This window comes from Algoriphagus aquimarinus, from assembly GCF_007997215.1.
Lineage (GTDB): Bacteria > Bacteroidota > Bacteroidia > Cytophagales > Cyclobacteriaceae > Algoriphagus > Algoriphagus aquimarinus_A.
The window spans coordinates 91681-116968 of record NZ_VORW01000013.1 but is presented as its reverse complement, the minus strand read 5'-3'; the positions used below and the strand labels follow the sequence as shown (position 1 = coordinate 116968).

Here is a 25288-nt window from a genome sequence, read left to right as displayed (position 1 = left end):
TTCCAATTTAGGCGGCCTAGCGCAGGGGTCCCACCTCTTCCCATCCCGAACAGAGAAGTTAAGCCCTGCAGCGCCGATGGTACTGGGGTTACACCCGGGAGAGTAGGTCGCCGCCTCATTTATTCAAAAGCCAGCTTTAATAGCTGGCTTTTTTGCGTTTAACCCCTTATTGTTTTCATACTATTACATCCAGCTGAGTAGTCCACCATAGGAATAAATAGCAGAAGCTTTAATTTACGAGCCAACTCAAATACCGGATATTTTGCTTAATATTCTCTTTTGATATCTCCAAATCTAAAGTGGGACTTTCATAACCAAAGTGTCCTTAGTATTCTTCTGCCTTTGAACATCATTTTGTTTTTCTATTTTTCATGATTGTATAGATTGTTATGAATGTTTTTGTCTTAGATGCCTGTTCACCTCTTTTTTAGTTTATTACCATTAATCTTTATTTGAATCATCATAGTCTCGGATTTAGCACTCCTTTAGCACATTACATTTAAACATGATTTTTGTCAGTTTTTGATAAGACTTACCTCAAGTAAATACACGCTTTCCTCATGTAGTTTTGCCCTATCAAATGGAAGGGCGGAGCTAGTATTTTACAACTACAAAGCTTTATTTAATTTGCTTTTCATATTTTAATTATTCTAGTTCTTTTCCAATACATGGAATTTTACCCATAATTTATATGGTAATTAGAAGATTGATTTAGTAAGGTTAGAAATGAAGAATTCAAAGCTACCTGAGCAACAAATTGTAACATGTTTTCACTGCGGTGAAAACTGTGATGGCGTGCAGTTTCTTGTAGATGATAGGAATTTTTGCTGCCAGGGATGTAAGTTGGTTTATGAAGTTCTTTCCGAAAATGATCTTTGCAGTTATTATGAATTAGGGGCATACCCTGGTGATAGCCAAAAGGCTAAAGTAGGTTCTGCCAATAGATTTGATTATCTAAATGATTTAGAAACTCAATTGAATCTTTTGGATTTCCAGAATGAACATGAAAGTCATGTTACTTTTTTCATTCCTATTATTCACTGTGCATCATGTATCTGGCTTTTGGAGAATCTGTATCACGTACATTCTGGCATTCTTTCAAGTAGAGTAGATTTTGTTAAAAAGAAAGTGCAGATCAAATTCCTGAATGATAAAATCAATTTGAAAGAATTGGTCCACCTTCTTTCTACTATAGGATACGAGCCGAAGATTAGTCTATCTAATTTGGAGCAAAAAGCATCTACTGCTTATGATAAAAGAACTATTAAAAGGCTCGCTGTAGCAGGTTTTTGCTTTGGTAATATGATGCTTTTTAGCGTTCCTGAATATTTCTCCGAGGCAAAGTTTATCGATCAAGGATTCAGAGGCCTGTTTAGTTACTTGAACGTAGTTCTTGCCATCCCTGTGGTCTCCTATGCTGCGAGTGATTATTATCTATCCGCATGGAATGCTATCAAACAAAGGCGCATCAATATGGATGTCCCAATTGTATTGGGGATAATATCTTTATTCTTTTACTCTCTATGGGAGATTTTTGCTAATGATCAAGCTGGTTTCATGGATAGCTTGGGCGGACTGTTGTTCTTTCTTTTGCTTGGAAAGTTTTATCAACAGAAAACATTTGCAACACTGGAATTTGATCGGGACTACAAATCTTATTTCCCTATAGCTGTGACGATAATGTCTCATAATCGTGAAGAGGTTATACCCCTTTCTAAGTTGCAGGTAGGCGACGTGATTTTGGTTCGGGATGAGGAATTAATCCCTGCGGATGCGCTTTTGCTCAGTCCTCAGGCAAATGTAGATTATAGCTTTATTACCGGAGAAGAAATCCCTGTAATCAAGCAAAAGGGTGAATTGATTTATGCTGGAGGTCGCCAAAAAGGTGAACCTATTTTGCTCACTATTCAGAAATCACCCTCTCAAGGTTATTTGACAGATCTTTGGAATCATGAATCTTTTGCTAAGAACAAAGATCGTTTGCTAGAGCCCTTGGCATCTAAAATAAGCGGAGTCTTTACCTGGGTAGTTTTGGTGATTGCTTTTGCTTCATTCGCGTATTGGTCATTTTTTGATTTTTCGGTAGCTGTTAAAACATTTGCTTCGGTTCTTATAGTTGCATGCCCGTGTGCACTGGCGATGTCTACTCCTTTTACCTTAGGGAATACACTGAGGATCTTTGGGAAATGTAAATTCTATTTGAAAAATGCCAGTGTCATAGAGCGAATGGCATTGATAGATACCGTAGTATTTGATAAAACAGGAACATTGACTGATCCTGCAAATGCTAAAATCACCTATTATGGAGAGTCTCTTTCTACGGAAACTCTTGCGATTTTGAAGTCAATGGTGGAACGCTCCACACATCCTTTAAGTAATCGTATCAATTATTGGTTGGGCTTGCAAGATAGAATAGTGCTTGAACATGTAGAAGAAATTAAGGGCGGAGGTATAGAGGCAATTTTCAAAGGACAGGTAATTCGAGTGGGATCTTCAGAATTCACTGGGTATAGATCTACTGTAGAAAGTGAAGGAGGCAACCTAGTGTACTTAACTATTGAGGAGTTAGAGATTGGATATTTTCATATAGAATCAGGATTGAGAAGCTCAGCTGAGCATGTGGTGAAAAGTCTCAAGTCGGACTATCAGTTACATGTACTTTCTGGAGATTATTCACATGAGCAATCCTCGCTCGAAGAGAAATTGGGGGAGGGCATAAGTTTTAATTTTAAACGAGGTCCCTCAGATAAACTTTCCTATATCAAGAATCTTAACATTTCTCGGCATACATTGATGATCGGAGATGGATTGAATGACGCAGGGGCTTTGCAAGAAAGTGAAGTTGGTGTGGCTGTCTCAGATCGGGTGAGACATTTTTCACCAGCCAGTGACGCTATTTTGGATTCCGACGTTTTTGGAATGATTCCAGCATTTTTGGGCTTTGCCAAATCAAGTAGATTGATCATTAAGGCTAGCTTTATTCTAAGTTTTCTTTATAACGCAGTCGGACTTTCACTGGCTGTTCAAGGTCTATTGAGTCCTGTGATATGTGCTATTTTAATGCCATTAAGCAGTATTTCGGTAGTTGTTTTTACTTCGCTAGCTACTAATGCAGTGGCTTGGAGAAGAGGTCTGTTTAACCCAAAACCTAGCTAATATGGAAGTCATCTTTCTATTAATTGCGATTAGTCTCATACTGGCGGGTACTTTTCTTTTTTTGTTTTTCAAAGCGATGAAGAGTGGGCAGTTTGACGATGATTATACTCCTTCAGTGAGAATTCTCTTTGAGAATCCTCCAAAAAAATCAACCAAAAAGAATCCATCAACAAAACAAAAATCCTATGAATGACACTACTCTGGAGAGGTTCTACTATGACAATAAAATTGTCAAGTATTTTGGAGCCGCTACTATTATCTGGGGAGTAATAGGGATGCTAGTCGGCGTATTAATAGCCACACAGTTATTCTTACCTGCAGCCAACTTAGGAAATCCCTACACCACTTTTGGGCGTATTCGCCCGCTTCACACCAATGCTGTGATTTTTGCATTTGTTGGTAATGCAATTTTTGCAGGGGTTTATTACTCCATGCCTCGACTTCTCAAGGCTGCCATGTGGAACAAAAGTCTCAGTTGGTTTCACTTTTGGGGCTGGCAACTGATAATTGTAGCCGCGGTAATTACGCTTCCTTTGGGATTTACTTCCTCCAAAGAATACGCTGAATTAGAGTGGCCAATCGATATTGCCATTGCCGTGGTTTGGGTGGCATTTGGGGTGAATATGATTGCTACTATTCTGAAGCGAAGAGAGCGACATATGTATGTAGCGATATGGTTTTATTTAGCTTCATTTCTTACTGTTGCAGTTTTACACATCTTCAATTCCCTAGAGCTACCTGTTAGTTTTATGAAAAGTTACTCTGCGTACGCAGGGGTTCAGGATGCGTTGGTTCAGTGGTGGTATGGACATAATGCAGTTGCATTTTTCCTGACTACTCCTTTCCTAGGATTGATGTATTATTTCCTTCCGAAAGCAGCTAATAGACCGGTTTACTCCTATAAGCTTTCCATTGTACACTTTTGGTCCTTGATTTTTCTCTACATGTGGGCTGGACCGCATCACTTATTGTATACTGCTTTGCCTGAATGGGCCCAAGTGCTTGGGACAGTTTTCTCAGTGATGCTCTTAGCTCCTTCTTGGGGTGGTATGGTGAATGGCCTGCTGACTTTGCGTGGCGCATGGGATAAAGTGGCTACAGATCCAGTACTGAAATTCATGGTTGTGGCGATCACAGCTTATGGTATGGCCACTTTCGAGGGACCTATGCTTTCCTTTAAAAGTGTAAGTGCCATTGCGCATTATACGGATTGGATTATTGCACACGTGCACATAGGTGGACTTGGTTGGAATGGTTTCTTGACCTTCGGTATGCTTTACTGGATGTGGCCTAGATTGTTTAGAACTAAGATATATTCGACTAAGCTTGCCAATATTCACTTTTGGCTAGGTGTGATGGGGATCATATTCTACGCACTTCCTATGTATGTAGCCGCGTTGACTCAATTCTTGATGTTGAGAGAATTTGATGAGATGGGCAAATTGGCTTATGGCAACTTCCTTCAAACTGTGGTGGAATTGGTACCAATGTATATGTTGAGAGCGTTTGGCGGATTAATGTATGTGAGTGGAGCTATCCTTATGGGGTACAATATGATTAAGACTGCTCAGCAAGGACAGTTCGCGGAAGAGGAAGAAGATCAGGCTCCAGCACTTGCTAGGAACTATAATCCTAAAGGTGAATTTTGGCATAGAGCCTGGGAGAGAAAGCCTGTATTCTTTGCGGTTTTAGCTACCATAGCGATCTCCATTGGTGGTATAGTAGAGATTGTTCCTACTATTCTGGTGAAGTCCAATATTCCTACTATTAGCTCAGTGAAGCCTTATACTGCATTGGAACTAGAGGGAAGAGATATTTACATAGAAAATGGTTGCGTAGGTTGTCACTCTCAGATGGTTCGTCCATTTAGATTTGAGACGGAGCGCTATGGTGAATATTCCAAAGCAGGAGAGTTTGTCTATGACCATCCGTTCTTATGGGGATCCAAGCGGACTGGTCCAGATTTGCATCGCATAGGAGGTAAATATCCAGACAGCTGGCATTATTTCCATATGGAAGATCCGAGAAGTATGTCTCCAGGTTCATTGATGCCACCATACCCTTGGTTGAAAACTACGGAACTTGATTATTCTGATTTACCAGCAAAAATCAGAACAATGCAGAAGCTAGGAGTTCCTTATCCAGAGGGATATGATCAGCAGGCATCCGCAGACTTAGAAGCACAAGCTGCAAAGATTGCTGCCACTCTAAAAGATGCAGGAGTAGCTGTGATGCCAAATACGGAGATAGTAGCCTTGATTGCCTATCTACAGCGTTTGGGGACAGATATTAAAGGAGAATCAACTAGTAAATAATCAGATATATCATGTACAAAGAAGTATTAAGATCGATCGAAGACATAGAAATATTTCCGATTATTTCTCTAGTCATATTTGTCCTGTTTTTCATAGGTATCGCTATTTGGGCGATTAGAATTCCAAAGGAATACATAGATCACATGAGTTCCTTACCGATGGATGATGACAACGAATTAACCGACAAACAGCCATGAAAAAACACTTAACCCTTTTTAGCCTCATTGGGCTGATGGTCTCCCCTTCGGTATGGGCACAAACTGAAGCTTCCTCTACGGGAATGTTATCAATGGATTCTAATCAAATGGCACTGTTGATCATTATAGGCGTGATTATAGGAGTGATTATTCTACTATTGATATTGATGATTTACCTGATGTCATTCATTTCAGCTGTTTTCCGTAAGGAAAATCCTCAGTTGGCAGAAGAGACATCATGGTGGGATTCATTCAAAGAGAAATTTGTCACTGGAGATATAGAAGAAGAGCAAGCCAAGGAGAAATTGATGGCAGATCATTCTTATGACGGGATTCAGGAACTGGACAATTTTATGCCGCCTTGGTTGCAATATGTCTTCATTGGTACTGTTGTTTTTGCCATAGGATATTATGCAAACTATACGGTGTTTGGTTTTGGAATGACTGGAGTGGAAGAGTATGAAGAAGAATTAAGAATAGAAGCTATCGCTGCTGAATCTCGAAGTCTTACCGCTGATGCTAGTATAGATGAGACTAATGTGACCTTAGATGATTCTGGCCCTGCACTTGGAGCTGGTAAAACTATCTTCGAAGCAAACTGTGCGGCCTGTCACGCTATTGACGGCGGCGGCGGAGTAGGCCCGAATCTTACAGATAAGTATTGGCTTCATGGAGGTGACATCAAAGATGTATTTGCAGTAGTAAAATACGGAGTGATAGAAAAAGGTATGGCTTTCTGGGAGGATCAATTGAATCCTAAAGAAATCCAAGAGGTATCGAGTTATATTCTCAGCCTGCAAGGGACTACCCCAGCGGCTCCTAAGGATCCGCAGGGTGAGTTGTATTCAGGTGGCTCTACTAATGAGAATGAAGCACCTGCCGAATCAATTACTGCGGCTGATACTACTGCTGTGGTGACGCCTGCCGAATAAACGTTTAACTACCGGGGACAAATGTTCCCGGTAGAATTAAAGCCTTGTATCTATTATGGCAAAGAAGAATCCACATTTGAATCCAGATACTTTCCGCGATTCGTTGGCGACTGTCCAGGATGATGGGAAAAGAAACTGGGTTTACCCAAAGAAGATAAAAGGTTTATTTTACAAGTATAGAACGTATTTCTCCTGGTTCCTTCTCGCAATTTTATTCGCTGGGCCTTTCATCCAAGTGGATGGAAGGCCATGGTTATTATTCAATATTTTTGAGCGAAAGTTCATCATTTTTGGAGCTGTTTTCTGGCCTCAGGACACCTATTTGCTCATTTTCCTTCTGCTGATTTTTTTCGTTTTTATTATCCTTTTCACGGTGGCGTTTGGACGAGTCTGGTGCGGTTGGGCATGTCCTCAGACGCTATTTATGGAGATGGTCTTTAGGAAAATAGAATACGCAATAGAAGGTGATGCAAATCAGCAAAGAGCGCTAAACGATCAAGCCTGGAATACCGAAAAGGTAATAAAGAAGACAAGTAAGATTACGGTTTTCGCAATTATTTCATTGATGATAGGACATTTGGTGATGGCCTATCTGATAGGAGTGAAGGAAGTGTATGCGATTGTCACTCAGCCGCCTTCAGCCAACATGGCGGGTTTTATGGGGTTGATCGCCTTTTCTGCAATATTCATGTTTGTGTTCACCTGGTTCAGGGAGCAAGCCTGTTTGGTGGTTTGTCCATATGGAAGATTGCAGGGTGTATTGTTGGATAATAATTCAATCAACGTGATGTATGATTACGTTCGAGGCGAACCTAGATCACCTATTCGTAAAAATCAGGAGGAGAATGAAAACAAAGGGGATTGCGTGGATTGTACACTTTGCGTGCAGGTTTGTCCTACTGGAATAGATATCAGAAATGGCATTCAGATGGAATGTGTAAACTGTACGGCTTGCATTGATGCCTGTGATGAGGTAATGTTGAAAGTAGACCGCCCAACTGGCTTAATCCGATACGCCTCCGAAAATAGCATTCAGCAAGGTTTTCAAAAGCTGATTACGAATAAAGTAAAGAGTTATATCGCAGTACTGGTATTGTTGACTGTGGTCTTTGTATCACTGATAGCCACGAGAGATGATATTTCTGCTACTGTGACCAGATATCCTGGGATGACGTATCAAGAGCGGGAAGATGGAATGGTTACTAATCTGTATCAAATCACTTTGATCAATAAAACTTTTGAATCGCAGGAAGTAGAATTGAAGTCACTTGCTGAAGGGATGGAGGTAGAAATCATAGGTGCTCAACATCTGATACTGGAGCCGCAGTCAAAGTATGAAGGCAGGTTCTTCTTGGTAAGGGATCAAAATGAAGTGAAAATAAATCAGGAGAAAGTGGATTTGGCTCTATTTCATAATGGGGAGGAAATTGATCAAATTGAAACGAATTTCACTGCGCCAATAAAATAAATCTAATTTATTAAAGAAGGGAAAGATGGATTGGGGAAAAGGAATATTGCTGACAATTATAGGTTTTGTAGCACTGATCATGACTTTGGTGGTGATATCGGTGAGAATGGACGGTATAGAGTTGGTCACTGAAAACTACTACGAGGAAGAAATAAAGTATCAGGACAGAATTGACCAAACTAATGAGGCATCAAGTCTGAACAAGGAGATAATATCCTATGATGCTCAGAATAAATCAGTGCTATTAGACCTGCCAATCGGCAGCGAAGCTATGTTGCACTTGTTTAGGCCATCTGATTCATCACTGGATCAGGAACTAGCAGTGAGCGTCACAGAAATCGGCAAAACATCGGTCTCACTCACTCAGCTGAAATCGGGCTATTGGAGAGTGAAACTCAGCTGGAATGTGGATGGAGTGGATTATTATGAGGAGAAAAAAATAACTATCTAAATGCTCTGGACAGCCTTTTTGTTAGGTTTTCTTGGCTCATTTCATTGTATTGGAATGTGTGGACCGATTGCACTGGCTGTGGGAGGTAAAAACAATTCCTCCTATTTTTATCATAAAATCCTTTACAATATTGGCCGAAGCATCACTTATGCCATGCTCGGCTTGATCGTAGGAAGTTTAGGTTTTACTTTATCACTGGCGGGAGTGCAGCAAGGATTTTCAATTACCATGGGTGTCCTTATAGTAATTTTGGCACTTAGTTATAAAAATGCTGATCGGTTTTTAACGATCCCAGCTCTGTCAGGAATTGTAATTTGGATCAAACGGCAATTGAATCGTTTTCTCAAAGCTGGTGGCTCCTTTGCTTTTTTTGCAACTGGGTTGGCTAATGGACTTCTGCCCTGCGGAATGGTTTATATGGCTCTCGTAGCTGCTTTAGCATTTCAAAGCCCACTATTAGGAGCTACTTATATGTTCTTTTTTGGGATAGGAACAATTCCCATGCTGCTATTATTGATGTATTCAGGTAGTTTGATTTCTATTCAAGCCAGACAAAAATTTCAGAAAGCAATACCTTACCTAGGGGCACTAATAGGAATACTTTTTATTTTCCGGGGGCTTGGCTTAGGCATGTTCTTCAGCCCAGATCTTCAAGTGTTTGATTATGGAAGTGCACAGTTTGAGATTACCATGTGTCGTTAAATCGTTTTGCTGAATAGGGCTTTTTTGCTTTGATTTTCTGCTAGCCTAAGATCAAATTGGGAGCAGATATTTCTGATAACTTTCATACCTAATTCAGACACGTAGATTTCAACTCTATTAATAGATAGAAGCCCATCCTTTTCCATGTCTTTGAGGGTCGTTAACTGATCATCAGAAAGTCTCTCTGAAACTTCTTGGGGGATTCTAGCCTGTTTTCTGCAAATCAAATTTTGGATCACCTTTCCAACAATTATATCCAACTTAGTTTGAATGTGTCCTTTTTGGATTGCAAAAGTATCTTGTGTTACCAAGGACTCATATTTACCAATGTTCTTTTCATTTTGGGCATAAGCGTAGTACACATCGCTAATGCTGCTGGCTCCTAAGCCAATGAGGATTTTAGATGGCAAAGTGGTATAGCCCATGAAATTTCTGTGCAAGCTGCCGTTGTTTTTGGCCAGAGTAAGAGGATCATTGGGTAGAGCGAAATGATCCATCCCAATTTCCACATATCCCATTTTCACCAAAAGTGACCTTCCAAATTCATATAATTCACTCTTCTCTGTTTCACTTGGAAGGGATTTTTCAAAGCTTTTCTGAGCAGGAAATGCACTAGGTAAATGCGCGTAACTATAAAACGCAATGCGATCCGGTCTCAATTCATAAACCTTACTGAAAGTGTCTCCCATGGTTTCCATTGTTTGATGTGGTAGACCATAGATTAAATCATAATTGATGGAAGTGTAGCCTAAGATTCGTGCGGAATCAGTTGCATATTTTACTTTTTTAAATGGCTGGATTCTATGAATCGCTGTTTGCACTTGTACATCAAAATCCTGAATGCCGTAACTGACACGATCGAAGCCTAGGTCATTGAGAGTTTTGAGGTGTTCAAAGGTTGTGTTGTTTGGATGGCCTTCAAAGCTAAATTCAGCGTTAGCTGTGACTTCTGCACCATCAAGTATGGATGAGATCAGGTGGTGCAGATAGGATGGTTCAAAGAATGTTGGGGTTCCCCCACCGAGGTGTATCCCGGCAATTTTTGGCTTTCCGGTAAAGACCGACTTATAGTTATTCCATTCAGCTAAAAGGGCTTGAATATATGGGTCTTTGACGCCATTGTTTTTCGTGATCCGCTTGTTGCATCCGCAGTAGGTACACAAGCTTTCACAAAAGGGCAAATGAATATAAATGGATATACCTTCTTTTTGCCCAAAATCCTGAAATGCTTTTTTTACAAGTTCATTCCATTCTGAAGTATCCAGGTTATTTTCCCACAAAGGTACTGTAGGATAGGATGTGTATCGGGGGGCTTGTTTATTGTATTTATTAACTAGTTCGGCTGGTAGTTGCATAAGAAATTGCTTTATGCAAACTAAACTTGTTTTCACATTTCTTCAGATGATGAGTGAAAGCCGCAAATGTGACTAATATCATCTTCTGGCAATTTCAAATCTGAAGTTCTGCTTACTTGTGATTAGTCCAGCAAGAAATTGTTCAAGAAACTGCTTTTAAGACCTAGCCAAACAAAGAAGAACATCAAACCCCAGAATAGGTAAGTTCTATAATAATCGGCTGTTTCCTTGTAGCGGTTTTCGATCACTTCGGTTTTTTCCAGGGTGTCAATTCTATCGAAAATCGACAATAAAGTTCCAGCGTCAGAAGCTCTGAAAAACTCTCCATTTCCAATTTTAGCTATCTCTCGTAAAGTGGATTCATCCAAGTAACTTTCTACCATCTGAGGTCGTCCAAAGAAGTCCGTTCCATAGGGTACCAGTCCATCCTTGCCCATCGCAATGGTATAAATCTTAATATCCAAGGCAGATGCGAGGTTGGCAGCAAAAAGTGGGTCAACATTACCGGCATTGCTCTCACCATCACTCAATAAAATCATGACTTTCGATGCAGATTCCGATTCTTTCATTCGATTTGTACCTGATGCCAATGCAGAACCTATAGCTGTTCCTTTTGCTTCCATCATACTAAAAGAAATCTCATTGACAAGGTCAGTGAGTAATTCATAATCATTGGTCAAAGGAGCTAGGGAATAAGCCTCACCCGCAAAAACCACCATTCCTATTCGATCTCCAACTCTGCCATTGATGAACTCAATAGCGGTAGCTTTGGCAGCTTCTAGGCGATTGGGAGTGAAATCCTGTAAGTCCATGGATTCCGAAATGTCTAACACCAACATGATGTCTATACCTTCTGTAAATTGCTCCACTCGTTCATTACTTCGCTGAGGGCGAGCTAAAGCCACGACTAACATGATCAGAAATAGGTAAAAGAAGCCCGCAGGTATGAGACGTAAATATGTCCAAGGATTGTTATTTGCTACGCGTTTAGGCAGGGAAAGCTCCAGAACCGGGTTTTTCAAGAATTTGACGAATGTCCGGAAAAGCATGACCACTGGGATAATCCAGATAAGATTCAGCAAAATCGGATATTGCCATTCGTAGCTTTTAAAGGTCTCAGGCTGAAACCAAGACCAGCTAAAGAATTCAGACAGCTGCTCTCTCATGGGTGATTTTGGTTTGTTTTTCCTGATAATTTTCTCTTGCCACTTCTAATAAATAGGTAGTAGCTTCCTCACTTTTCGAAGACTCACCTGCGTAAATAATCAAATCGATTGCTCGGAGAGCCTTGAAGATCTCTAGATTATCCATTCTTTCTCCGATTTCGCTAGATGTCCATTCTCTTACCGGAAGCTTAGTGATGCTTTCCATATAGCCTTTCCAAAGTCCAATGACTTCATCGGCTGCTTCAATAGACGGATTTTCTGATAGCAGAGCAGTCTGAGTTTTCCATCTTTTCTCAAATTGAGTCCAGCGTCTTTTCTCTCTTCTTTCTTTCCAGTATTCTTGGATTTTATCTGCAAAAAGGAAGTAAAGTACTCCTATGAGAAGTAGAACTACACCGATAATAATTCCTATGATGATCCAATTGAAAGACTTTTCAAGCGGCTGATAGATGTTGTTTTCCTGAAATACTAACTGCTCAGGAATACTATCTAACGTAAGTTTCAATTTGAGTTCAGCTTCCATAGGATAGTAAACTATGCTGTCATATCGTGCCAGTTCATATACTGGTAAAGTCAAGTAAGAACTTGGGTCTAGAGAGAAATTAGACAAATAATATACCGTACTATCCTGAGTGATGCTGTCCTGAGTATGAGATATATATGTTTTCTTTTCCAGTAAAACCAACGGCGAAAAATCGAACGTAGAATCTGGAAATATAATCTGAACCGATTCCGGGTAGGAAGCTTTTAATACATAACCCACACGCTCACCTAGCTTGGCTGAATCCTGCATGAAATAGCCATTCACAGTGATCTGCTGAGCATTGCTCAGGACTGGAATCAGAAGAAATAAAAAGATTTTGAGCGCTTTACCCACGTTTCATGCTTTTGTTTCGGTACTTAAATAGCTCTAGAAGTGGACCTACTATGTCCTGAGTGGTATCGATAGCTAGGTAGTTTATTTGGTTCTTTTTGCAAATAGTTTTTAAATGCTCTCGCTCGGAAGTAAAGGTATCTGCAATTTTTTTAGAAAAGCTTCCAAAGGCAGTATTCACCCAGGTAGTTTTTCCTTTTTCTTTATCAAAAACAGGAATAATCCCCAATGAAGGCAAAGCCGACTCACGAGGATCTGTAAGCTGTATAGCCACGACATCATGACGCTCGGCAAGCGCTCTGAAAGGCCTCTCGTATCCTTCGTCAATGAAATCAGAAATGATCACGATCACGGCTCTTTTCTTTATCAAATTCAATGCAAACATGAACATAGAGTTCAGATCTGTTTTCAAAGAATTGTTCTCATGGTTGAATATTCCACGAATCATTTTCACGCCTTGTTTGCTGCCTTTCGATGGTAGGATCAGTTTTTCCTTTTGATCCGAATAACTGATCAGACCTACTTGACTTCCTTCAAATACTGCTGCCAAAGTCAATACACCTGCGATGATCTTTCCTTGATCGATCTTTTTGTTTCCCGGCTGCCCAATATCCTGGCTACCGCTGATGTCTAAAAGAAAGAAAACTGATTGTTCTTTGTCTTCGCGAAACGTTTTTACAAAAGTTCCGTGTCCCTTAGCAGATACTTTCCACTCAATCGTACGAATGTCGTCTCCATACTGGTAAGGACGGAGATCATCAAACTCCAATCCCGATCCTTTGAAAAGCGACTGGTATTCTCCCTGCAGGTGATTATTAGCCACCTTGCGGATCATGACTTCGTATTTTCTGAGCTTGCTGAATAATTCGTTCATGACTGGTGATTTGAACGGCCTAAGTTATGCTTCTAAGCTGAATTATAAAATTTCAGTTACATGAAGGGTGGGGAGATTTTCCGTTAAAAAAACCTAATTTTGCCCTGTGAAAAGATTTTTGATACTAAGTTTTTGTCTCCTTTCCCTAGGAAGTTGTGGATCTGGCAATAAGCCAGCGGGTTTATTGTCTGAGGATAAGATGGTAGAGGTGCTGATAGATATTCATATTACTGAGGGGCTTACGGGAGCAATTCCTGTTTCCTACGACTCTTCTAAGGTGCTATATAGTCTACTCGAAAAAGATGTTTTTCTTAAACATCAAGTGAGCGATTCAGTTTTCACACAAAGCATGTTGTATTACCTTCAAGATCCTGCTGAGATGGAGCAGATTTATTCTCGTGTGGTTGATTCCTTAGTAGTAAGGGAATCTTCCGGAGGAGTTTTAGACCAATTCTAATGCTATACCCACGCAATCTCGAACAAAAAGTAAATTTCCTAAAGGTTAAAGAACTACTCAAGACGGAGTGTACATCTCTTCTTGGGCAGCAGTATGTTGACCGCTTGGCGTTTTCTTCTGATTATAATCTGGTCACCAGGTTGCTTGATCAGACGGAGGAATTTCGCCAGATCCTGATTTCAGGTGAGCTTTTTCCCTCTTCCAATTTTACCAATCTGAATCCTTATTTAGAGAAAGCCAAGTTGGAAAATGCTTTTCTTGACGTTGAGGATTTTTATGAGATTAAGTTATCTCTCGAAACACTGAGAAGCTGTGTTTCCTTTTTCCAGAAAAGAGGAGAAGATTATCCTGTATTAAGCCAATTGTTAGGCTTGCTGATGGATCTCGATATGAGCTTGCTCAAAGCCATCGAGTTGATTATCGATGAAAAGGGCAAGATGAGAAGCAACGCAAGCAAGGATTTGCAGCTGATCCGAAGTCAGATTATTTATGAGGAAAGCCGCTTGCGCAAAGTAATGGATCGGGTCTTCAAAGAAGCCAGAGCAAAAGGGCTAACGCCAGAGGATTCCGCAATTACAGTGAGATCAGGTAGATTAGTGATTCCCGTAGCTGCTGAAAACAAGCGGAAACTTCGAGGCTTTATTCATGATGAATCTGCTACCGGACAGACTGTGTTCATGGAGCCAGAGGAAGCTTTGGATATCAATAATGAGATCAGAGATCTCGAATACATGGAGCGTCGGGAGATAATCAAAATCCTGACTCAGCTGACTGATAAAATCAGACCGGCTATACCAGCCTTAAGAAAGGCGACTAATTTTCTTGGCTTGATGGATTTTATTCGAGCCAAAGCAAAATTTGCTCAAAAGACAGATAGCTGTCGACCGGAAATTACCAAGGAAAGGCAACTTATCTGGACTAAGGCAAGGCATCCTATTTTGGAGATGGCGCTAAAGACTCAAGGGAAAACAATTGTCCCCCTTGACGTGAAGCTAAGCGGTCATGAGAGATTGCTAGTCATCTCAGGGCCAAATGCCGGAGGAAAGTCAGTAACGCTAAAAACAGTGGCTTTGCTTCAGTATATGCTGCAGTGCGGAATATTGATTCCGGTTCATCCTGATTCCAAAAGCTCACTTTTCGACAATTTCTTTATCGATATAGGAGATGAGCAAAACCTGGAGAATGACCTGAGTACTTACAGTTCTCACTTGATGAGCATGAAGCATTTCTCGCTTTTCTCCAATAAAAAAACCATTCTCTTCATTGATGAATTTGGTACAGGAACGGAGCCGCAGTTTGGTGGTGCGATCGCTGAATCAATTCTTTTGGCACTGAATAAGCTGGGAGCATACGGCGTACTCACCACACACTATGGTAATTTGAAGCAAATCGCCAATAAGAATCAGGGAATGGTGAATGGTGCTATGCGCTATGATGTGGATAAATTGGAGCCGCTCTATCAGCTTGAAATTGGTAAGCCTGGTTCTTCATTCGCTCTGGAGATTGCTTCGAAAATCGGTATCCCAAAGGAGATTTTGAAATATGCCAAAGAGCAAATCGGTGAGGAGCGAGTTCGCTATGATAGATTGCTTACACAGGTGGAGAATGAGAAAAACCAATATGCTACTTTGCTGGCAGATGTGAAAGCTAAGGAGCACTTGCTGAAAACCCGACTTCAGGAATATAATGAGCTGAAGGAGACGATGGAGAATACCAAAAAGCGCTATATCCAAGAAGCCAAGCAAGAGGCAAAGCAACTGTTAGATCAGGCTAATAAGAAGATTGAGGCGACTATTCGTGAGATCAAAGAAGGCAAGGCAGAGAAGGAAGCTACGAAGCAGGTTCGTAAAGATCTGGAAGAATTCAAGGAAAAAGTAAAGCCTGAGAAGAACATTGTAAAAGCACCGGAGATTAAGGTCTTAGGCGGGAAGATCGCAGTAGGAGATTGGGTGAGAGTGAAAGACAATGGGGCCGTAGCCGAAGTGCTGAGTATTAAAGGCAATGAGCTGGAGGTTTCTATCGGAGAGCTCAAATCGAAGGTTAAGCTTTTGAGATTGGAGAAAATATCACAAAGAGAAGTCAAGAAAGAAAAGAAAGCTGCTGTGTCCCGAAGTGGATACAATACCAATGAGAAAATGATGGATTATTCTCTCAACCTCGATATAAGAGGTAAAAGAGGTGAAGAGATTCTCCACTTGATCCAGACATTTGTCGATGAAGGGTTTATGCTTGGTTTGAAAGATCTACGTATAGTGCACGGCAAGGGCAACGGAATACTCCGGGATCTGACAAGAAATTTCCTGAGAGATATGAGCCAAGTCCAGCATATGGAGGATGAGCATGCAGATCGGGGAGGAGCAGGGGTTACTTTAGTGACCTTAAAATAAAAAGTAAAAGGGAGCAGTAATGCTCCCTTTTGTTTGGTATGAGTGGTTTTTAAATCTACTGCTTTCGCAAGTTAAAAGTATAGCTTCCTGCTACGGCCGATACGCCATTTATTCTGGCATTAGGAGCTGGTATAGTAAATGTCAATATCAGATTGTCATTATTTCGAGTAAAAGAGATTTCTCTTCCAGCTGCCGGTTTGATACCAGAAAGCATGAATTTATCGAAGTTGGTGCCTGCAAAACTCCAAGTGCCTGATGCGTCGAAAAGGTCATTGTTGTTTTTAGAGGTGAAAGTTTTGGCTGATCCTGATTTTAATTCCAATTCAAATCCAATATACAAGTCTGTGACTGCGGTTCCATCACGAAGTACAGTTCCTCCTCCGGTCAATCCCCACGTTCCAGTTAGGGCTTCAATTGCAATCTCCTCAGCTGTTTTCTGAGGCGGATCTGGCGTAGGATCATCTCCACCGCAACTTTGAATTGCAATCATGGCAACAGCCAGGATGAATAATCTGAAAAAGTTTGATTTCATGGTTTTAATAATTAATTCCTGTAGAATTAAAGATAGGAATTTAAGTTTAAAGCAAGTGTTTACTTAAAGTCTTCAAGCGTGATTTTTTGTTCACAAAAAGTGTATTCTCTCGGCTCATTGGAGCAAATCACCAAAATTCTATTCTTACCATATTCACTCATCATCTCTTGATACCATTCTATTCCTTTCTTGTCAAGATTGGAAGTGGGTTCATCAAGTAGTATTAAAGGGACATCAGAAAAAAGCGCCAAGCCTAATTTAAGTCGCTGTTTCATTCCAGAGGAGAATTGCCCTACGGCTTTGGAAGTATGCTGAGTAAGGTAGAGCTGCTCGATGATTTCTTTAGAGGAAATCCCGTTTAACGGCTTTTTGAATTTGAAATGGAAATTGAGGAGTTCTTCCAGACTGAATTCTTCCGGCACTTCCATGTATGGTGCAGAAATACTCAAATAGGAAAACCAATCAGTTTCTGAGATTGGTTTTCCGTTAAGTATGTAGTCTATTTTTCCTGAAGAAATAGGTGTAGAGCCACTTAGGCATTTCAGAAGAGTAGATTTACCTGATCCATTACTTCCAGTTATAGCTAGGGAATTGCCTTGAGATAGCTCAAGGTTTAGATTTTTAAAAATCCATTCGTATTGGAAGCGCTTTGAAGCTTCTTCTAAGTGGATTTTAAGCATAGTTAATTGATGTATCCTTTCATCACACCACGTTCGGATGAGCGAATGAAATTCAAGATTTCATCTCTTTCTTTGGTAGCAGGTAGATTTACTTCGATTTCTTCCAATGCACGGCTATTGTTCATGCTGTTAAGGAAAAGATAGCGATATACTTCTTGAATGTGGGAAATAGATTCGCTTGAAAAGCCTCTTCTTCGAAGTCCTAGTGAATTAACACCTGCGTATGAAAGTGGCTCACGCGCAGCTTTAGTGAATGGAGGGACGTCTTTTCTTACCAATGAACCTCCAGATATCATGGCGTGCATTCCGATTTTCACGAACTGATGCACTGCACTTGATCCGCCTACAATAGCCCAATCGTCGATGGAAACATGACCTGCTATCTGTACAGAGTTAGCAATAATGACATGACTTCCTATTACACAATCGTGAGCTACATGGACGTAAGCCATTAGCAAGCAGTGACTTCCGATGACAGTAGTTTGCTTTTCTACAGTTCCTCTGCTGATCGTCACACACTCTCTAATAGTAGTGTTGTCACCGATCATTACGGTAGAGTCTTCACCTTGGAATTTCAGGTCCTGAGGAATTCCTGCTATAACAGCACCTGGAAAAATCTTGCAGTTTTTCCCTATTGATGCACCAGAAAAAATGGTAACATTAGGTCCGATCCAAGTATTATCACCAATAGTGACATTTTCACCGATCATAGTGAATGGATCGATATGAACATTTTTCCCTATTGTTGCTTTTGGGTCAATATGAGCTAAAGGACTGATCATGATTCTTTTCGGGTTATGCTTGCTGTCATTACGGCCTCACATACTAGCGTATTTCCTACATAAGCTTCACCACGCATCTTTGCTATACCCCTTCTTATCGGGGCCAAAAGTTCACATTTAAAAATTAGAGTATCACCAGGAAGAACCATTTTTCTAAACTTACAGTTTTCGATTCCCAGAAAATAAGTCCAGTAATTTTCTGGATCATCCACTGTACTCAATACTAATATACCGCCTGTTTGAGCCATAGCCTCTACTTGTAATACACCTGGCATTACTGGATTAGAGGGGAAATGACCCATAAAAAACGGTTCATTAATAGTTACATTTTTCACTCCAGCTACTACAGTATTATCTAAATAGATGATTTTATCAAGTAACTGAAATGGATATCTATGAGGTAAAATACTGCTGATTTGATTGATATCCATTACTGGAGGAAGTCTTGGGTCGTAATATGGAATGTGCGAAGTCGAGGACTTCTCCATAGCACGTTTTATTTTTTTAGCGAAGGCTACATTAGCTGCATGCCCAGGTCTAGCTGCCAAAATTTGAGCTTTAAGTGGTCTTCCAACCAAAGCCAAATCTCCGACTACATCTAGTAATTTATGTCTTGCAGGTTCATTGCGGTAGCGAAGATCCACATTGTTTAAAATGCCTTCTTTCCTTACCTCAACCTTTGGCTTGTTAAACATTTTAGCCAGGTTAACCAATTCTTTCTCCTCTACAACTCTATCCACCACTACGATGGCATTGTTCAAATCTCCACCTTTAATTAGGTTAGAGTTATAAAGCATTTCTAGCTCATGCAAAAAGCAGAAGGTACGACATGAAGCTATCTCTGACTTAAACTGACCAATGTCAGTAATAGAAGCATGCTGACTACCTAATACTGGGGAGTTGTAATCCACCATCACAGTCACTCGGTAGTTATCAGTAGGCAGAGCTACCATTTCTACTTCGCGCGCGGTATCCTTGTACTGTATACTTTCTTGTACTTCGTAGAATCGACGAAGTGCATTTTGCTCTTCTAAACCTGCCTCTTCTAAAACTTCAATAAACTGAATGGAAGATCCGTCCATAATAGGAGGTTCTGGACCATCCAGCTGTATAAGGACGTTGTCAATCTCTAATCCAACTAAAGCTGCCAATACATGCTCTACCGTGTAAACCCGAGCGCCATTTTGCTCCAAGGTAGTTCCTCTGGAAACGTCTACAACCAGGTCGCAATCTGCATCCACAGTTGGCCTGCCTTCCAGGTCAATACGCTGAAACTTATATCCGTGATTTGGGGGTGCAGGTAGAAATGTCATGTTAGAAATGACTCCCGTGTGGAGACCCACTCCGGATAATTCCACCTGTTTTTTAATGGTGTGTTGTTTTACTTTCATCTGATTTTTGAACCGTTCAGCAAGCTAAAGGCTGCAAATTTACTGCTTTTTTTCTAGTTCTCTTATGCGGTCTTCTATTGTGCCCAGCTTTTTGAAAAGCGAATAGGACTTGAGAAAATTTTTCATGTCAAATCCAATGTATCCAAACAAGGTTGTGCCCGGGTTAGGGATGGACTTACTAACGCCTGTATTGGCGCCTATTGTAGTATTATCTGCAATTTTTATGTGACCTACAATTCCAGCTTTGCCTGCTATTACACAGTTTTTCCCTATTTCTGTTGAGCCTGAAATCCCAGTTTGTGAAGCAATGACTGTGTTCTCACCAATGATTACATTATGGGCGATTTGAACCATATTGTCTATTTTCGCGCCTTTTTTAATCAGGGTAGATCCCATGGTAGCACAATCTATGGTGCTATTTGCACCTACACTGACATTGTCCTCTAGGATTACATTTCCTATTTGTGGGATTGCTTTGTAGGTACCGTCTTGCTGAGGAGCAAAACCAAATCCATCTGAACCGATTACCGCCCCAGGATGTATTTCACAATTATTACCTATAATCGTGTCAGCGCAGATTTTTGCTCCGGAATGAATAATAGTATTGTCACCTATCTGCACCCGATCACCGATGTGCACATGACTGTAGAGTTTTACTGATGCTCCGATTTTGCAATTTTTTCCTATATATGAAAATGCTCCTCTGTAGGCTTGCTCACCTATCTGAGAACTAGGATCCATATAGGAAGGTTCTTCGATACCCACTATGCTACTTTTCATCATCACAGCATATGCTTCCAAAAGCAAGGTGAATCCGGTGTAGGCATCTTCAACCCTGATCAAATTAGTTTTCAGGGTTTTGGTAGGGACAAAGTTGTTGGATACAATTACTGCTGTAGCCTCTGTGTCATAGATGAAAGGAGTGTATTTTTCATTCGCTAAAAAACTTATTCCTCCAGCCTTACCTTCTTGGATTTTGTCCAAGCGAGATACTTTTTGGTTTTCATCGCCTTCTACTTTTCCCTGTAGGATTGCAGCAACTTGTCCGAGGGTAAATTCCATAAACAATATAAACGGAGTTAATAATTTAAATTTAGGCTTTTAGCCTTACATACGTAATGTTTCTCCACGATTTTACTCATGACTTTTATATTCGGTAAGTCAGCTGCCTGAGCTACATCAATTACCTTTCCTTTTTTTGTCAAAATATTAATTCTGTCTTTGGCTAGGTAACCATAGTTGCTCACAGCACCGTGAGAAAAGAAATAGTCCAGATCTTCTGATGGTATCTGAAGCTTGGTAATTGTCTTTTCTTTTAAATGTGCGATTTCTTCAGCTGAAAATGGCTCATTAGTCAAATTGATCTTGAATAGATTTCGAGTCAAAAACATCTGCGAAATATTCCTTAGCACATAATCGGGGTGGTTTTTCCAAAGCTTAACAGCTCCCCAGATATCCAAATCATCCATTTCGAGAAACAAGCGCAAAAGATCTGGATTAGTTCGGAAATCAGATAATGTAGCGTCATTCTTCAAGAAATAATCAAATTCCTCGGTCACTGTAAAATGTTCTCCAGATTGACGAAGGAACTTGGCACGCTGGATCAGCTTAACTAGCATTTTTTCTGCGCTTACCGTAGTCTTGTGTAGGTAAACTTGCCAATACATCAGTCGGCGGGCGCTCAGAAAATTTTCTATAGAATAGATTCCTTTTTCCTCTATTACCACTTGGTCATTTTTCACATCCATCATTTTGATGATGCGGTCAGCTCCTATAGTTCCTTCAGAGACTCCAGTGAAAAAACAATCTCGTTGTAGGTAATCCAGTCTATCGATGTCTAATTGGCTGGATACCAGTTGATGAAAGAATTTACGCTCGTACTTATTCTTAAATATTCTTAAAGGAAGGTCTAGTTTGCCACCAAACTCCTGATTAAGGAGTTCTATAATCAAAAGAGAAAGCTCTTCATGGGGTACGCCCTTGAGGAGGCTATATTCTAAGGCATGTGAAAAAGGCCCATGCCCAATGTCATGCAAAAGAATAGCGATTAATGCTGCTTCATATTCTTCATCTGTGATTTCAGTGCCTTTTATTCGTAGATTGTCTAGCGTAATGCTCATCAAATGCATTGCCCCAATCGCGTGATGAAATCGGGTATGGAGAGCACCGGGGTAGACAAAATCAGTCAAGCCCAGTTGTTTTATTCTCCGCAAGCGTTGAAAGTAAGGATGGTCAATAATCGTAAAAATCAACTCGCTAGGGATCGTGATAAATCCATAAACCGGGTCGTTTAATATCTTCTGGCTTTTCAAGGACGCCTTTTTTGTTTGGCTCAAAAGTAATTATAATTTTAAAAGAAACGGAACCTGAGATGTCTCAAAAATTCAAGATACTATGGGCAGACGATGAAATCGACTTGCTCAAACCACACATTCTTTTTCTCGAACAAAAGGGATATGAAATTACTACGGTTAATTCCGGTGTAGATGCTATAGAGGAAGTTGAGCAGAAAAATTTCGATGTCATCTTTCTCGATGAAATGATGCCGGGCATGACTGGTCTAGAAACACTGCAACAAATCAAGCAGATGAAGCCTCAGGTGCCTGTCGTGATGATTACCAAAAGTGAAGAGGAACACATTATGGATGATGCTATCGGAGGCAAAATTGCCGATTATCTGATCAAGCCTATCAATCCAAGCCAGATCTTGCTTTCGGTAAAGAAGTTACTTCAGAATAAGCAATTGATCGACGAGCGAACTACGCAAAGTTATCAGCAGGATTTCATGAATATCAGTATGGCCTTTGATGATGCTGAGGATCATCAAGATTGGGCAGAAATCTATCGCAAGCTGACCTACTGGGAAATGCAGATCGATGATACTGAAAACAAAAACATGCTTCCAGTGCTGGAATCACAGAAAATTGAAGCGAATGCAAATTTCTCCAAATTCATCAAAGAAAATTATTTGAGTTGGATGGATGAGAAAAATCAGTCTAAGCCTCTGCTTTCTCATCAGGTGATGAAGCAAAAAGTTTTCCCCCATATCAAAGAGAAGAAGCCATTGTTCTTTATTGTGATCGATAATTTCAGGTTGGACCAATGGGAAGATATAGAGTCAATTATTTCACCCTACTTCAATATCAAAGACAAGGGTACCTATTACAGCATCTTGCCGACGACCACAGCTTTTGCTAGAAATGCACTGTTTAGCGGTATGATGCCGATGGACATGGCTAGATTCCATCCCGAATTCTGGGAAGACGAAGATTCTGATGAGGGAAAAAATAATTTTGAGGAAGAGTGGTTGAAAATCAACTTAGAGAAAAACAGACTTCCTATAAAGTCCAGCTACAATAAAATTATTCAAACGCATCAAGGAAAAGCTGTCCTAGAGCAGTTTCATACATTTCTTCAGAACGACTTGAACGTATTGGTTTATAATTTTGTGGATATGGTTTCCCATGCGAGAACGGATATGAAAATGATCCGTGAATTGGCTCCTGATGAATCAGCCTATAGATCTTTGACTACAAGTTGGTTTGAGCATTCCTCGTTATTTGAGCTACTGAAAAAGATTCATGACGCTGGAGCAGAAGTGATCATCACTACCGATCATGGGACCAAGAGAGTAAACAAGCCGTACCGAATCATCGGAGATAAAAATGTGACTACAAATCTTCGCTACAAGCAAGGAAAGAACTTGAATTTCGAGGCAGGCAAAGTCTTTGAAATCAAAAAACCCGAAGACGCGAAGTTGCCGAGATTAAATGTTTCCTCAACATATGTATTTGCCGTTGAGGATTATTTCTTTGCATACCCGAATAATTACAATTATTATGTGAACTTCTACAAGGACACTTTTCAGCACGGAGGTGTATCTTTGGAGGAAATGATCATTCCGATCGTTCATTTGTCACCAAAATAATTGAGCATTTGACACAGTTCACTTACGAGCTAGACGAGATAGATAAAGCGGCGCAAGTTGTGATTGAAACAGCTGCTGATCAAAGAGTATGGATATTTCAAGGCGATATGGGTGCGGGTAAGACCACGCTTATAAAGGCTCTTTCCAAAGCCTTTTCAGTCACGGACCAAGTGAGTAGTCCTACTTTTGGTATTGTAAATCATTATGAAAATCAAGGTGGTGAAATTTTTTACCACTTTGATTTTTATAGAATGGATGATCCTACAGAAGCTTTGGATATCGGAATAGAAGAGTATTTTTATAGTGGAAATTATTGCTGGTTAGAATGGGCTGAAAAAATAGCTGCATTTTTGCCTGAGAATTTTCTTCTTGTTCGGATCATCAACGATTCCGAAACACAACGAACCCTGAACTTACAACACATTAAAGATGCCAGCTGAAATAGATCAACTTACTGCTGTGGGAATGATCCCAAAAGAATCACCAGCCAAGGTGAGAAATAGAGATCACTCGTTGGTAATTGGCTTGCCTAAAGAAATCTCCACTCAAGAGAAGCGAATTGTTATTACTCCTGAATCTGTTGGTTTGCTTTCAAACAACGGTATTAGTGTAGTAGTGGAGGCTGGAGCAGGCCTGCAATCTAAGTTTACAGATCAGGATTTTTCTGATGCTGGCGCAAAAGTGACCAGTTCAAAGAAAGAGGTTTTTGAGTCGGATGTTGTCCTTAAAATTGATCCGCCTACGCAGGAGGAGATAGAATACATGAATCAGGGAAGTTGCCTGATCTCAGCATTGCAGCTCGAAGGTCAGGACCAGGAGTTTATCCAAACACTGAATAGGAAAAAAATCACTGCGGTTGCTTTCGAGTATTTGGAAGACAAAGTAGGAGGAATGCCTGTGGTGAGAGCAATGTCAGAGATAGCAGGAAGTACCGTGATGCTGATAGCTGCTGAATACCTCTCCAGTGAAAATAATGGCAAGGGGTTGATTATGGGAGGAGTGACTGGAGTGCCACCGACTCAAGTAGTGATCATCGGAGCAGGAACTGTTGCCGAATATGCCGCCAGAACTGCATTGGGCTTAGGTGCTAACATTAAGGTTTTTGACAATCATATATATAAACTTCGAAGACTCAAGCAGCTACTTGGTCAGCAGATCTATACCTCAACCATTGATAATTTCAGTCTAAATCAAGCTTTGTCTGAGGCAGATGTGGTAATCGGTGCTTTAAGAGCCGAAAAAGGCAGGAATAAAATTGTAGTATCTGAAGAAATGGTAGCCAATATGATGCACGGAAGTATCATCATTGATGTAGCTATTGATGAGGGAGGATGCATTGAGACAGGGAAAATGACTTCTCACGATGAGCCAGTCTACCAAGTTCATGATATTATTCATTATTGCGTTCCTAATATTGCTTCGCGTGTGGCAAGAACGGCCTCTTATTCTTTGAGTAATATTTTTACCCCGATCATCCTTCAAATGGCAGACCTAGGCGGTGCCGAAGAAATGATATTCAATTACAAATGGTTTTTGAGGGGAGTCTATACTTATAGAGGGAGTTTGACGAACGCCTATATGGGTAGGAAGTTTGGTATCAGCCATAAGGAATTGCAGTTATTACTGGCTGCTAGATATTAA

23 protein-coding genes and 1 rRNA gene are annotated in these 25288 nt (G+C 40.5%); 14 read left to right on the top strand and 10 right to left on the bottom strand.

The features are described 5' to 3' along the window. Positions 1-7 precede the first annotated feature (7 nt). From rrf to ESV85_RS16085, 9 genes are all read left to right on the top strand, one after another. A 5S ribosomal RNA gene (rrf, locus tag ESV85_RS16125) occupies positions 8-119 on the top strand. Between the two features lie 607 nt (positions 120-726). Then, on the top strand, positions 727-3156 hold the full coding sequence (locus ESV85_RS16120; protein ID WP_146919391.1) for a heavy metal translocating P-type ATPase: 2430 nt from the start codon (positions 727-729) through the stop codon (positions 3154-3156). Between the two features lies 1 nt (position 3157). Continuing rightward, positions 3158-3349 carry a cbb3-type cytochrome oxidase assembly protein CcoS gene (gene ccoS / locus ESV85_RS16115; protein WP_146919389.1) on the top strand — a complete coding sequence of 64 codons (192 nt, stop codon included), beginning with the start codon at positions 3158-3160 and terminating at the stop codon, positions 3347-3349. After that, positions 3342-5471: a cytochrome-c oxidase, cbb3-type subunit I gene (gene ccoN, locus ESV85_RS16110; protein ID WP_146919387.1), complete on the top strand. Its 2130-nt coding sequence runs from the start codon at positions 3342-3344 to the stop codon at positions 5469-5471. The genes ccoS and ccoN overlap by 8 nt, the downstream gene beginning before the upstream one ends. 11 nt (positions 5472-5482) lie before the next feature. Further along, a complete protein-coding gene (locus ESV85_RS16105; protein WP_146919385.1) occupies positions 5483-5668 on the top strand; it encodes a cbb3-type cytochrome c oxidase subunit 3 in 186 nt (61 codons plus the stop codon). Continuing rightward, entirely contained in the window at positions 5665-6600 is a 936-nt protein-coding gene (locus tag ESV85_RS16100; RefSeq protein ID WP_146919383.1) for a cbb3-type cytochrome c oxidase N-terminal domain-containing protein, read from the top strand. Before ESV85_RS16105 ends, ESV85_RS16100 begins: the two co-directional genes overlap by 4 nt. A 55-nt stretch (positions 6601-6655) precedes the next feature. After that, entirely contained in the window at positions 6656-8068 is a 1413-nt protein-coding gene (ccoG, locus tag ESV85_RS16095) for a cytochrome c oxidase accessory protein CcoG (RefSeq protein ID WP_146919381.1), read from the top strand. Between the two features lie 25 nt (positions 8069-8093). Next, positions 8094-8519 (top strand): FixH family protein, encoded by a 426-nt coding sequence (locus ESV85_RS16090; RefSeq protein WP_146919379.1) that lies wholly within the window; start codon positions 8094-8096, stop codon positions 8517-8519. Beyond that, on the top strand, positions 8520-9221 hold the full coding sequence (locus ESV85_RS16085; RefSeq protein WP_146919377.1) for a sulfite exporter TauE/SafE family protein: 702 nt from the start codon (positions 8520-8522) through the stop codon (positions 9219-9221). Here the strand turns inward: ESV85_RS16085 and hemN are convergent. From hemN to ESV85_RS16065, 4 genes are all read right to left on the bottom strand, one after another. Next, the gene (gene hemN / locus ESV85_RS16080) at positions 9218-10576 is read right to left on the bottom strand and encodes an oxygen-independent coproporphyrinogen III oxidase (protein WP_146919375.1); all 1359 of its coding nucleotides are present in this window, start codon (positions 10574-10576) and stop codon (positions 9218-9220) included. The two genes, ESV85_RS16085 and hemN, sit on opposite strands and share 4 nt — an antisense overlap. Before the next feature lie 122 nt (positions 10577-10698). Further along, on the bottom strand, positions 10699-11742 hold the full coding sequence (locus ESV85_RS16075) for a vWA domain-containing protein (RefSeq protein ID WP_146919373.1): 1044 nt from the start codon (positions 11740-11742) through the stop codon (positions 10699-10701). After that, positions 11723-12619: a hypothetical protein gene (locus tag ESV85_RS16070; protein ID WP_146919371.1), complete on the bottom strand. Its 897-nt coding sequence runs from the start codon at positions 12617-12619 to the stop codon at positions 11723-11725. Before ESV85_RS16070 ends, ESV85_RS16075 begins: the two co-directional genes overlap by 20 nt. Next, positions 12612-13490 carry a DUF58 domain-containing protein gene (locus tag ESV85_RS16065; protein WP_092899874.1) on the bottom strand — a complete coding sequence of 293 codons (879 nt, stop codon included), beginning with the start codon at positions 13488-13490 and terminating at the stop codon, positions 12612-12614. The genes ESV85_RS16070 and ESV85_RS16065 overlap by 8 nt, the downstream gene beginning before the upstream one ends. Before the next feature lie 106 nt (positions 13491-13596). On the opposite strand from ESV85_RS16065, the gene ESV85_RS16060 reads away from it, so the two are divergent. Both ESV85_RS16060 and ESV85_RS16055 read left to right on the top strand, forming a co-directional pair. Further along, on the top strand, positions 13597-13947 hold the full coding sequence (locus ESV85_RS16060) for a DUF4296 domain-containing protein (protein ID WP_146919369.1): 351 nt from the start codon (positions 13597-13599) through the stop codon (positions 13945-13947). Further along, positions 13947-16334: an endonuclease MutS2 gene (locus tag ESV85_RS16055; protein ID WP_146919368.1), complete on the top strand. Its 2388-nt coding sequence runs from the start codon at positions 13947-13949 to the stop codon at positions 16332-16334. Before ESV85_RS16060 ends, ESV85_RS16055 begins: the two co-directional genes overlap by 1 nt. Positions 16335-16389: 55 nt before the next feature. Here the strand turns inward: ESV85_RS16055 and ESV85_RS16050 are convergent, their stop codons facing one another. The 6 genes from ESV85_RS16050 to ESV85_RS16025 are packed head-to-tail and all read right to left on the bottom strand — an operon-like array spanning position 16390 to position 22031. Further along, positions 16390-16866, bottom strand: coding sequence for a hypothetical protein (locus ESV85_RS16050; RefSeq protein ID WP_146919366.1), 477 nt, complete (start codon positions 16864-16866; stop codon positions 16390-16392). Between the two features lie 59 nt (positions 16867-16925). Further along, a complete protein-coding gene (locus tag ESV85_RS16045; protein ID WP_146919364.1) occupies positions 16926-17546 on the bottom strand; it encodes an ATP-binding cassette domain-containing protein in 621 nt (206 codons plus the stop codon). A gap of 2 nt (positions 17547-17548) precedes the next feature. Further along, the gene (gene lpxA, locus ESV85_RS16040; RefSeq protein WP_146919362.1) at positions 17549-18328 is read right to left on the bottom strand and encodes an acyl-ACP--UDP-N-acetylglucosamine O-acyltransferase; all 780 of its coding nucleotides are present in this window, start codon (positions 18326-18328) and stop codon (positions 17549-17551) included. Continuing rightward, the gene (locus tag ESV85_RS16035) at positions 18325-19719 is read right to left on the bottom strand and encodes a bifunctional UDP-3-O-[3-hydroxymyristoyl] N-acetylglucosamine deacetylase/3-hydroxyacyl-ACP dehydratase (RefSeq protein WP_146919360.1); all 1395 of its coding nucleotides are present in this window, start codon (positions 19717-19719) and stop codon (positions 18325-18327) included. Before ESV85_RS16035 ends, lpxA begins: the two co-directional genes overlap by 4 nt. Before the next feature lie 39 nt (positions 19720-19758). Beyond that, positions 19759-20781: a UDP-3-O-(3-hydroxymyristoyl)glucosamine N-acyltransferase gene (gene lpxD / locus ESV85_RS16030; RefSeq protein ID WP_146919358.1), complete on the bottom strand. Its 1023-nt coding sequence runs from the start codon at positions 20779-20781 to the stop codon at positions 19759-19761. Positions 20782-20798: 17 nt separating this feature from the next. Further along, positions 20799-22031 carry an HD domain-containing protein gene (locus tag ESV85_RS16025; protein ID WP_146919356.1) on the bottom strand — a complete coding sequence of 411 codons (1233 nt, stop codon included), beginning with the start codon at positions 22029-22031 and terminating at the stop codon, positions 20799-20801. A gap of 59 nt (positions 22032-22090) precedes the next feature. Here ESV85_RS16025 and ESV85_RS16020 point away from each other — a divergent pair, with 59 nt between their 5' ends. The 3 genes from ESV85_RS16020 to ESV85_RS16010 are packed head-to-tail and all read left to right on the top strand — an operon-like array spanning position 22091 to position 25288. Beyond that, positions 22091-23647, top strand: coding sequence for a bifunctional response regulator/alkaline phosphatase family protein (locus tag ESV85_RS16020; RefSeq protein WP_146919354.1), 1557 nt, complete (start codon positions 22091-22093; stop codon positions 23645-23647). An 8-nt stretch (positions 23648-23655) separates the two neighbouring features. Further along, on the top strand, positions 23656-24087 hold the full coding sequence (tsaE, locus tag ESV85_RS16015; protein WP_191322032.1) for a tRNA (adenosine(37)-N6)-threonylcarbamoyltransferase complex ATPase subunit type 1 TsaE: 432 nt from the start codon (positions 23656-23658) through the stop codon (positions 24085-24087). Further along, positions 24077-25288, top strand: a complete 1212-nt coding sequence (locus ESV85_RS16010) for an alanine dehydrogenase (protein WP_146919350.1) — start codon at positions 24077-24079, stop codon at positions 25286-25288. Before tsaE ends, ESV85_RS16010 begins: the two co-directional genes overlap by 11 nt.

Bases quoted from the DNA above. Each gene is read 5' to 3' on its own strand.
- ESV85_RS16120 (WP_146919391.1), top strand. From the start codon at position 727: ATGAAGAATTCAAAGCTACCTGAGCAACAAATTGTAACATGTTTTCAC.
- ccoS (WP_146919389.1), top strand. From the start codon at position 3,158: ATGGAAGTCATCTTTCTATTAATTGCGATTAGTCTCATACTGGCGGGT.
- ccoN (WP_146919387.1), top strand. From the start codon at position 3,342: ATGAATGACACTACTCTGGAGAGGTTCTACTATGACAATAAAATTGTC.
- ESV85_RS16105 (WP_146919385.1), top strand. From the start codon at position 5,483: ATGTACAAAGAAGTATTAAGATCGATCGAAGACATAGAAATATTTCCG.
- ESV85_RS16100 (WP_146919383.1), top strand. From the start codon at position 5,665: ATGAAAAAACACTTAACCCTTTTTAGCCTCATTGGGCTGATGGTCTCC.
- ccoG (WP_146919381.1), top strand. From the start codon at position 6,656: ATGGCAAAGAAGAATCCACATTTGAATCCAGATACTTTCCGCGATTCG.
- ESV85_RS16090 (WP_146919379.1), top strand. From the start codon at position 8,094: ATGGATTGGGGAAAAGGAATATTGCTGACAATTATAGGTTTTGTAGCA.
- ESV85_RS16085 (WP_146919377.1), top strand. From the start codon at position 8,520: ATGCTCTGGACAGCCTTTTTGTTAGGTTTTCTTGGCTCATTTCATTGT.
- hemN (WP_146919375.1), bottom strand. From the start codon at position 10,576: ATGCAACTACCAGCCGAACTAGTTAATAAATACAATAAACAAGCCCCC.
- ESV85_RS16075 (WP_146919373.1), bottom strand. From the start codon at position 11,742: ATGAGAGAGCAGCTGTCTGAATTCTTTAGCTGGTCTTGGTTTCAGCCT.
- ESV85_RS16065 (WP_092899874.1), bottom strand. From the start codon at position 13,490: ATGAACGAATTATTCAGCAAGCTCAGAAAATACGAAGTCATGATCCGC.
- ESV85_RS16055 (WP_146919368.1), top strand. From the start codon at position 13,947: ATGCTATACCCACGCAATCTCGAACAAAAAGTAAATTTCCTAAAGGTT.
- ESV85_RS16050 (WP_146919366.1), bottom strand. From the start codon at position 16,866: ATGAAATCAAACTTTTTCAGATTATTCATCCTGGCTGTTGCCATGATT.
- ESV85_RS16045 (WP_146919364.1), bottom strand. From the start codon at position 17,546: ATGCTTAAAATCCACTTAGAAGAAGCTTCAAAGCGCTTCCAATACGAA.
- lpxA (WP_146919362.1), bottom strand. From the start codon at position 18,328: ATGATCAGTCCTTTAGCTCATATTGACCCAAAAGCAACAATAGGGAAA.
- ESV85_RS16035 (WP_146919360.1), bottom strand. From the start codon at position 19,719: ATGAAAGTAAAACAACACACCATTAAAAAACAGGTGGAATTATCCGGA.
- lpxD (WP_146919358.1), bottom strand. From the start codon at position 20,781: ATGGAATTTACCCTCGGACAAGTTGCTGCAATCCTACAGGGAAAAGTA.
- ESV85_RS16020 (WP_146919354.1), top strand. From the start codon at position 22,091: ATGTCTCAAAAATTCAAGATACTATGGGCAGACGATGAAATCGACTTG.
- ESV85_RS16010 (WP_146919350.1), top strand. From the start codon at position 24,077: ATGCCAGCTGAAATAGATCAACTTACTGCTGTGGGAATGATCCCAAAA.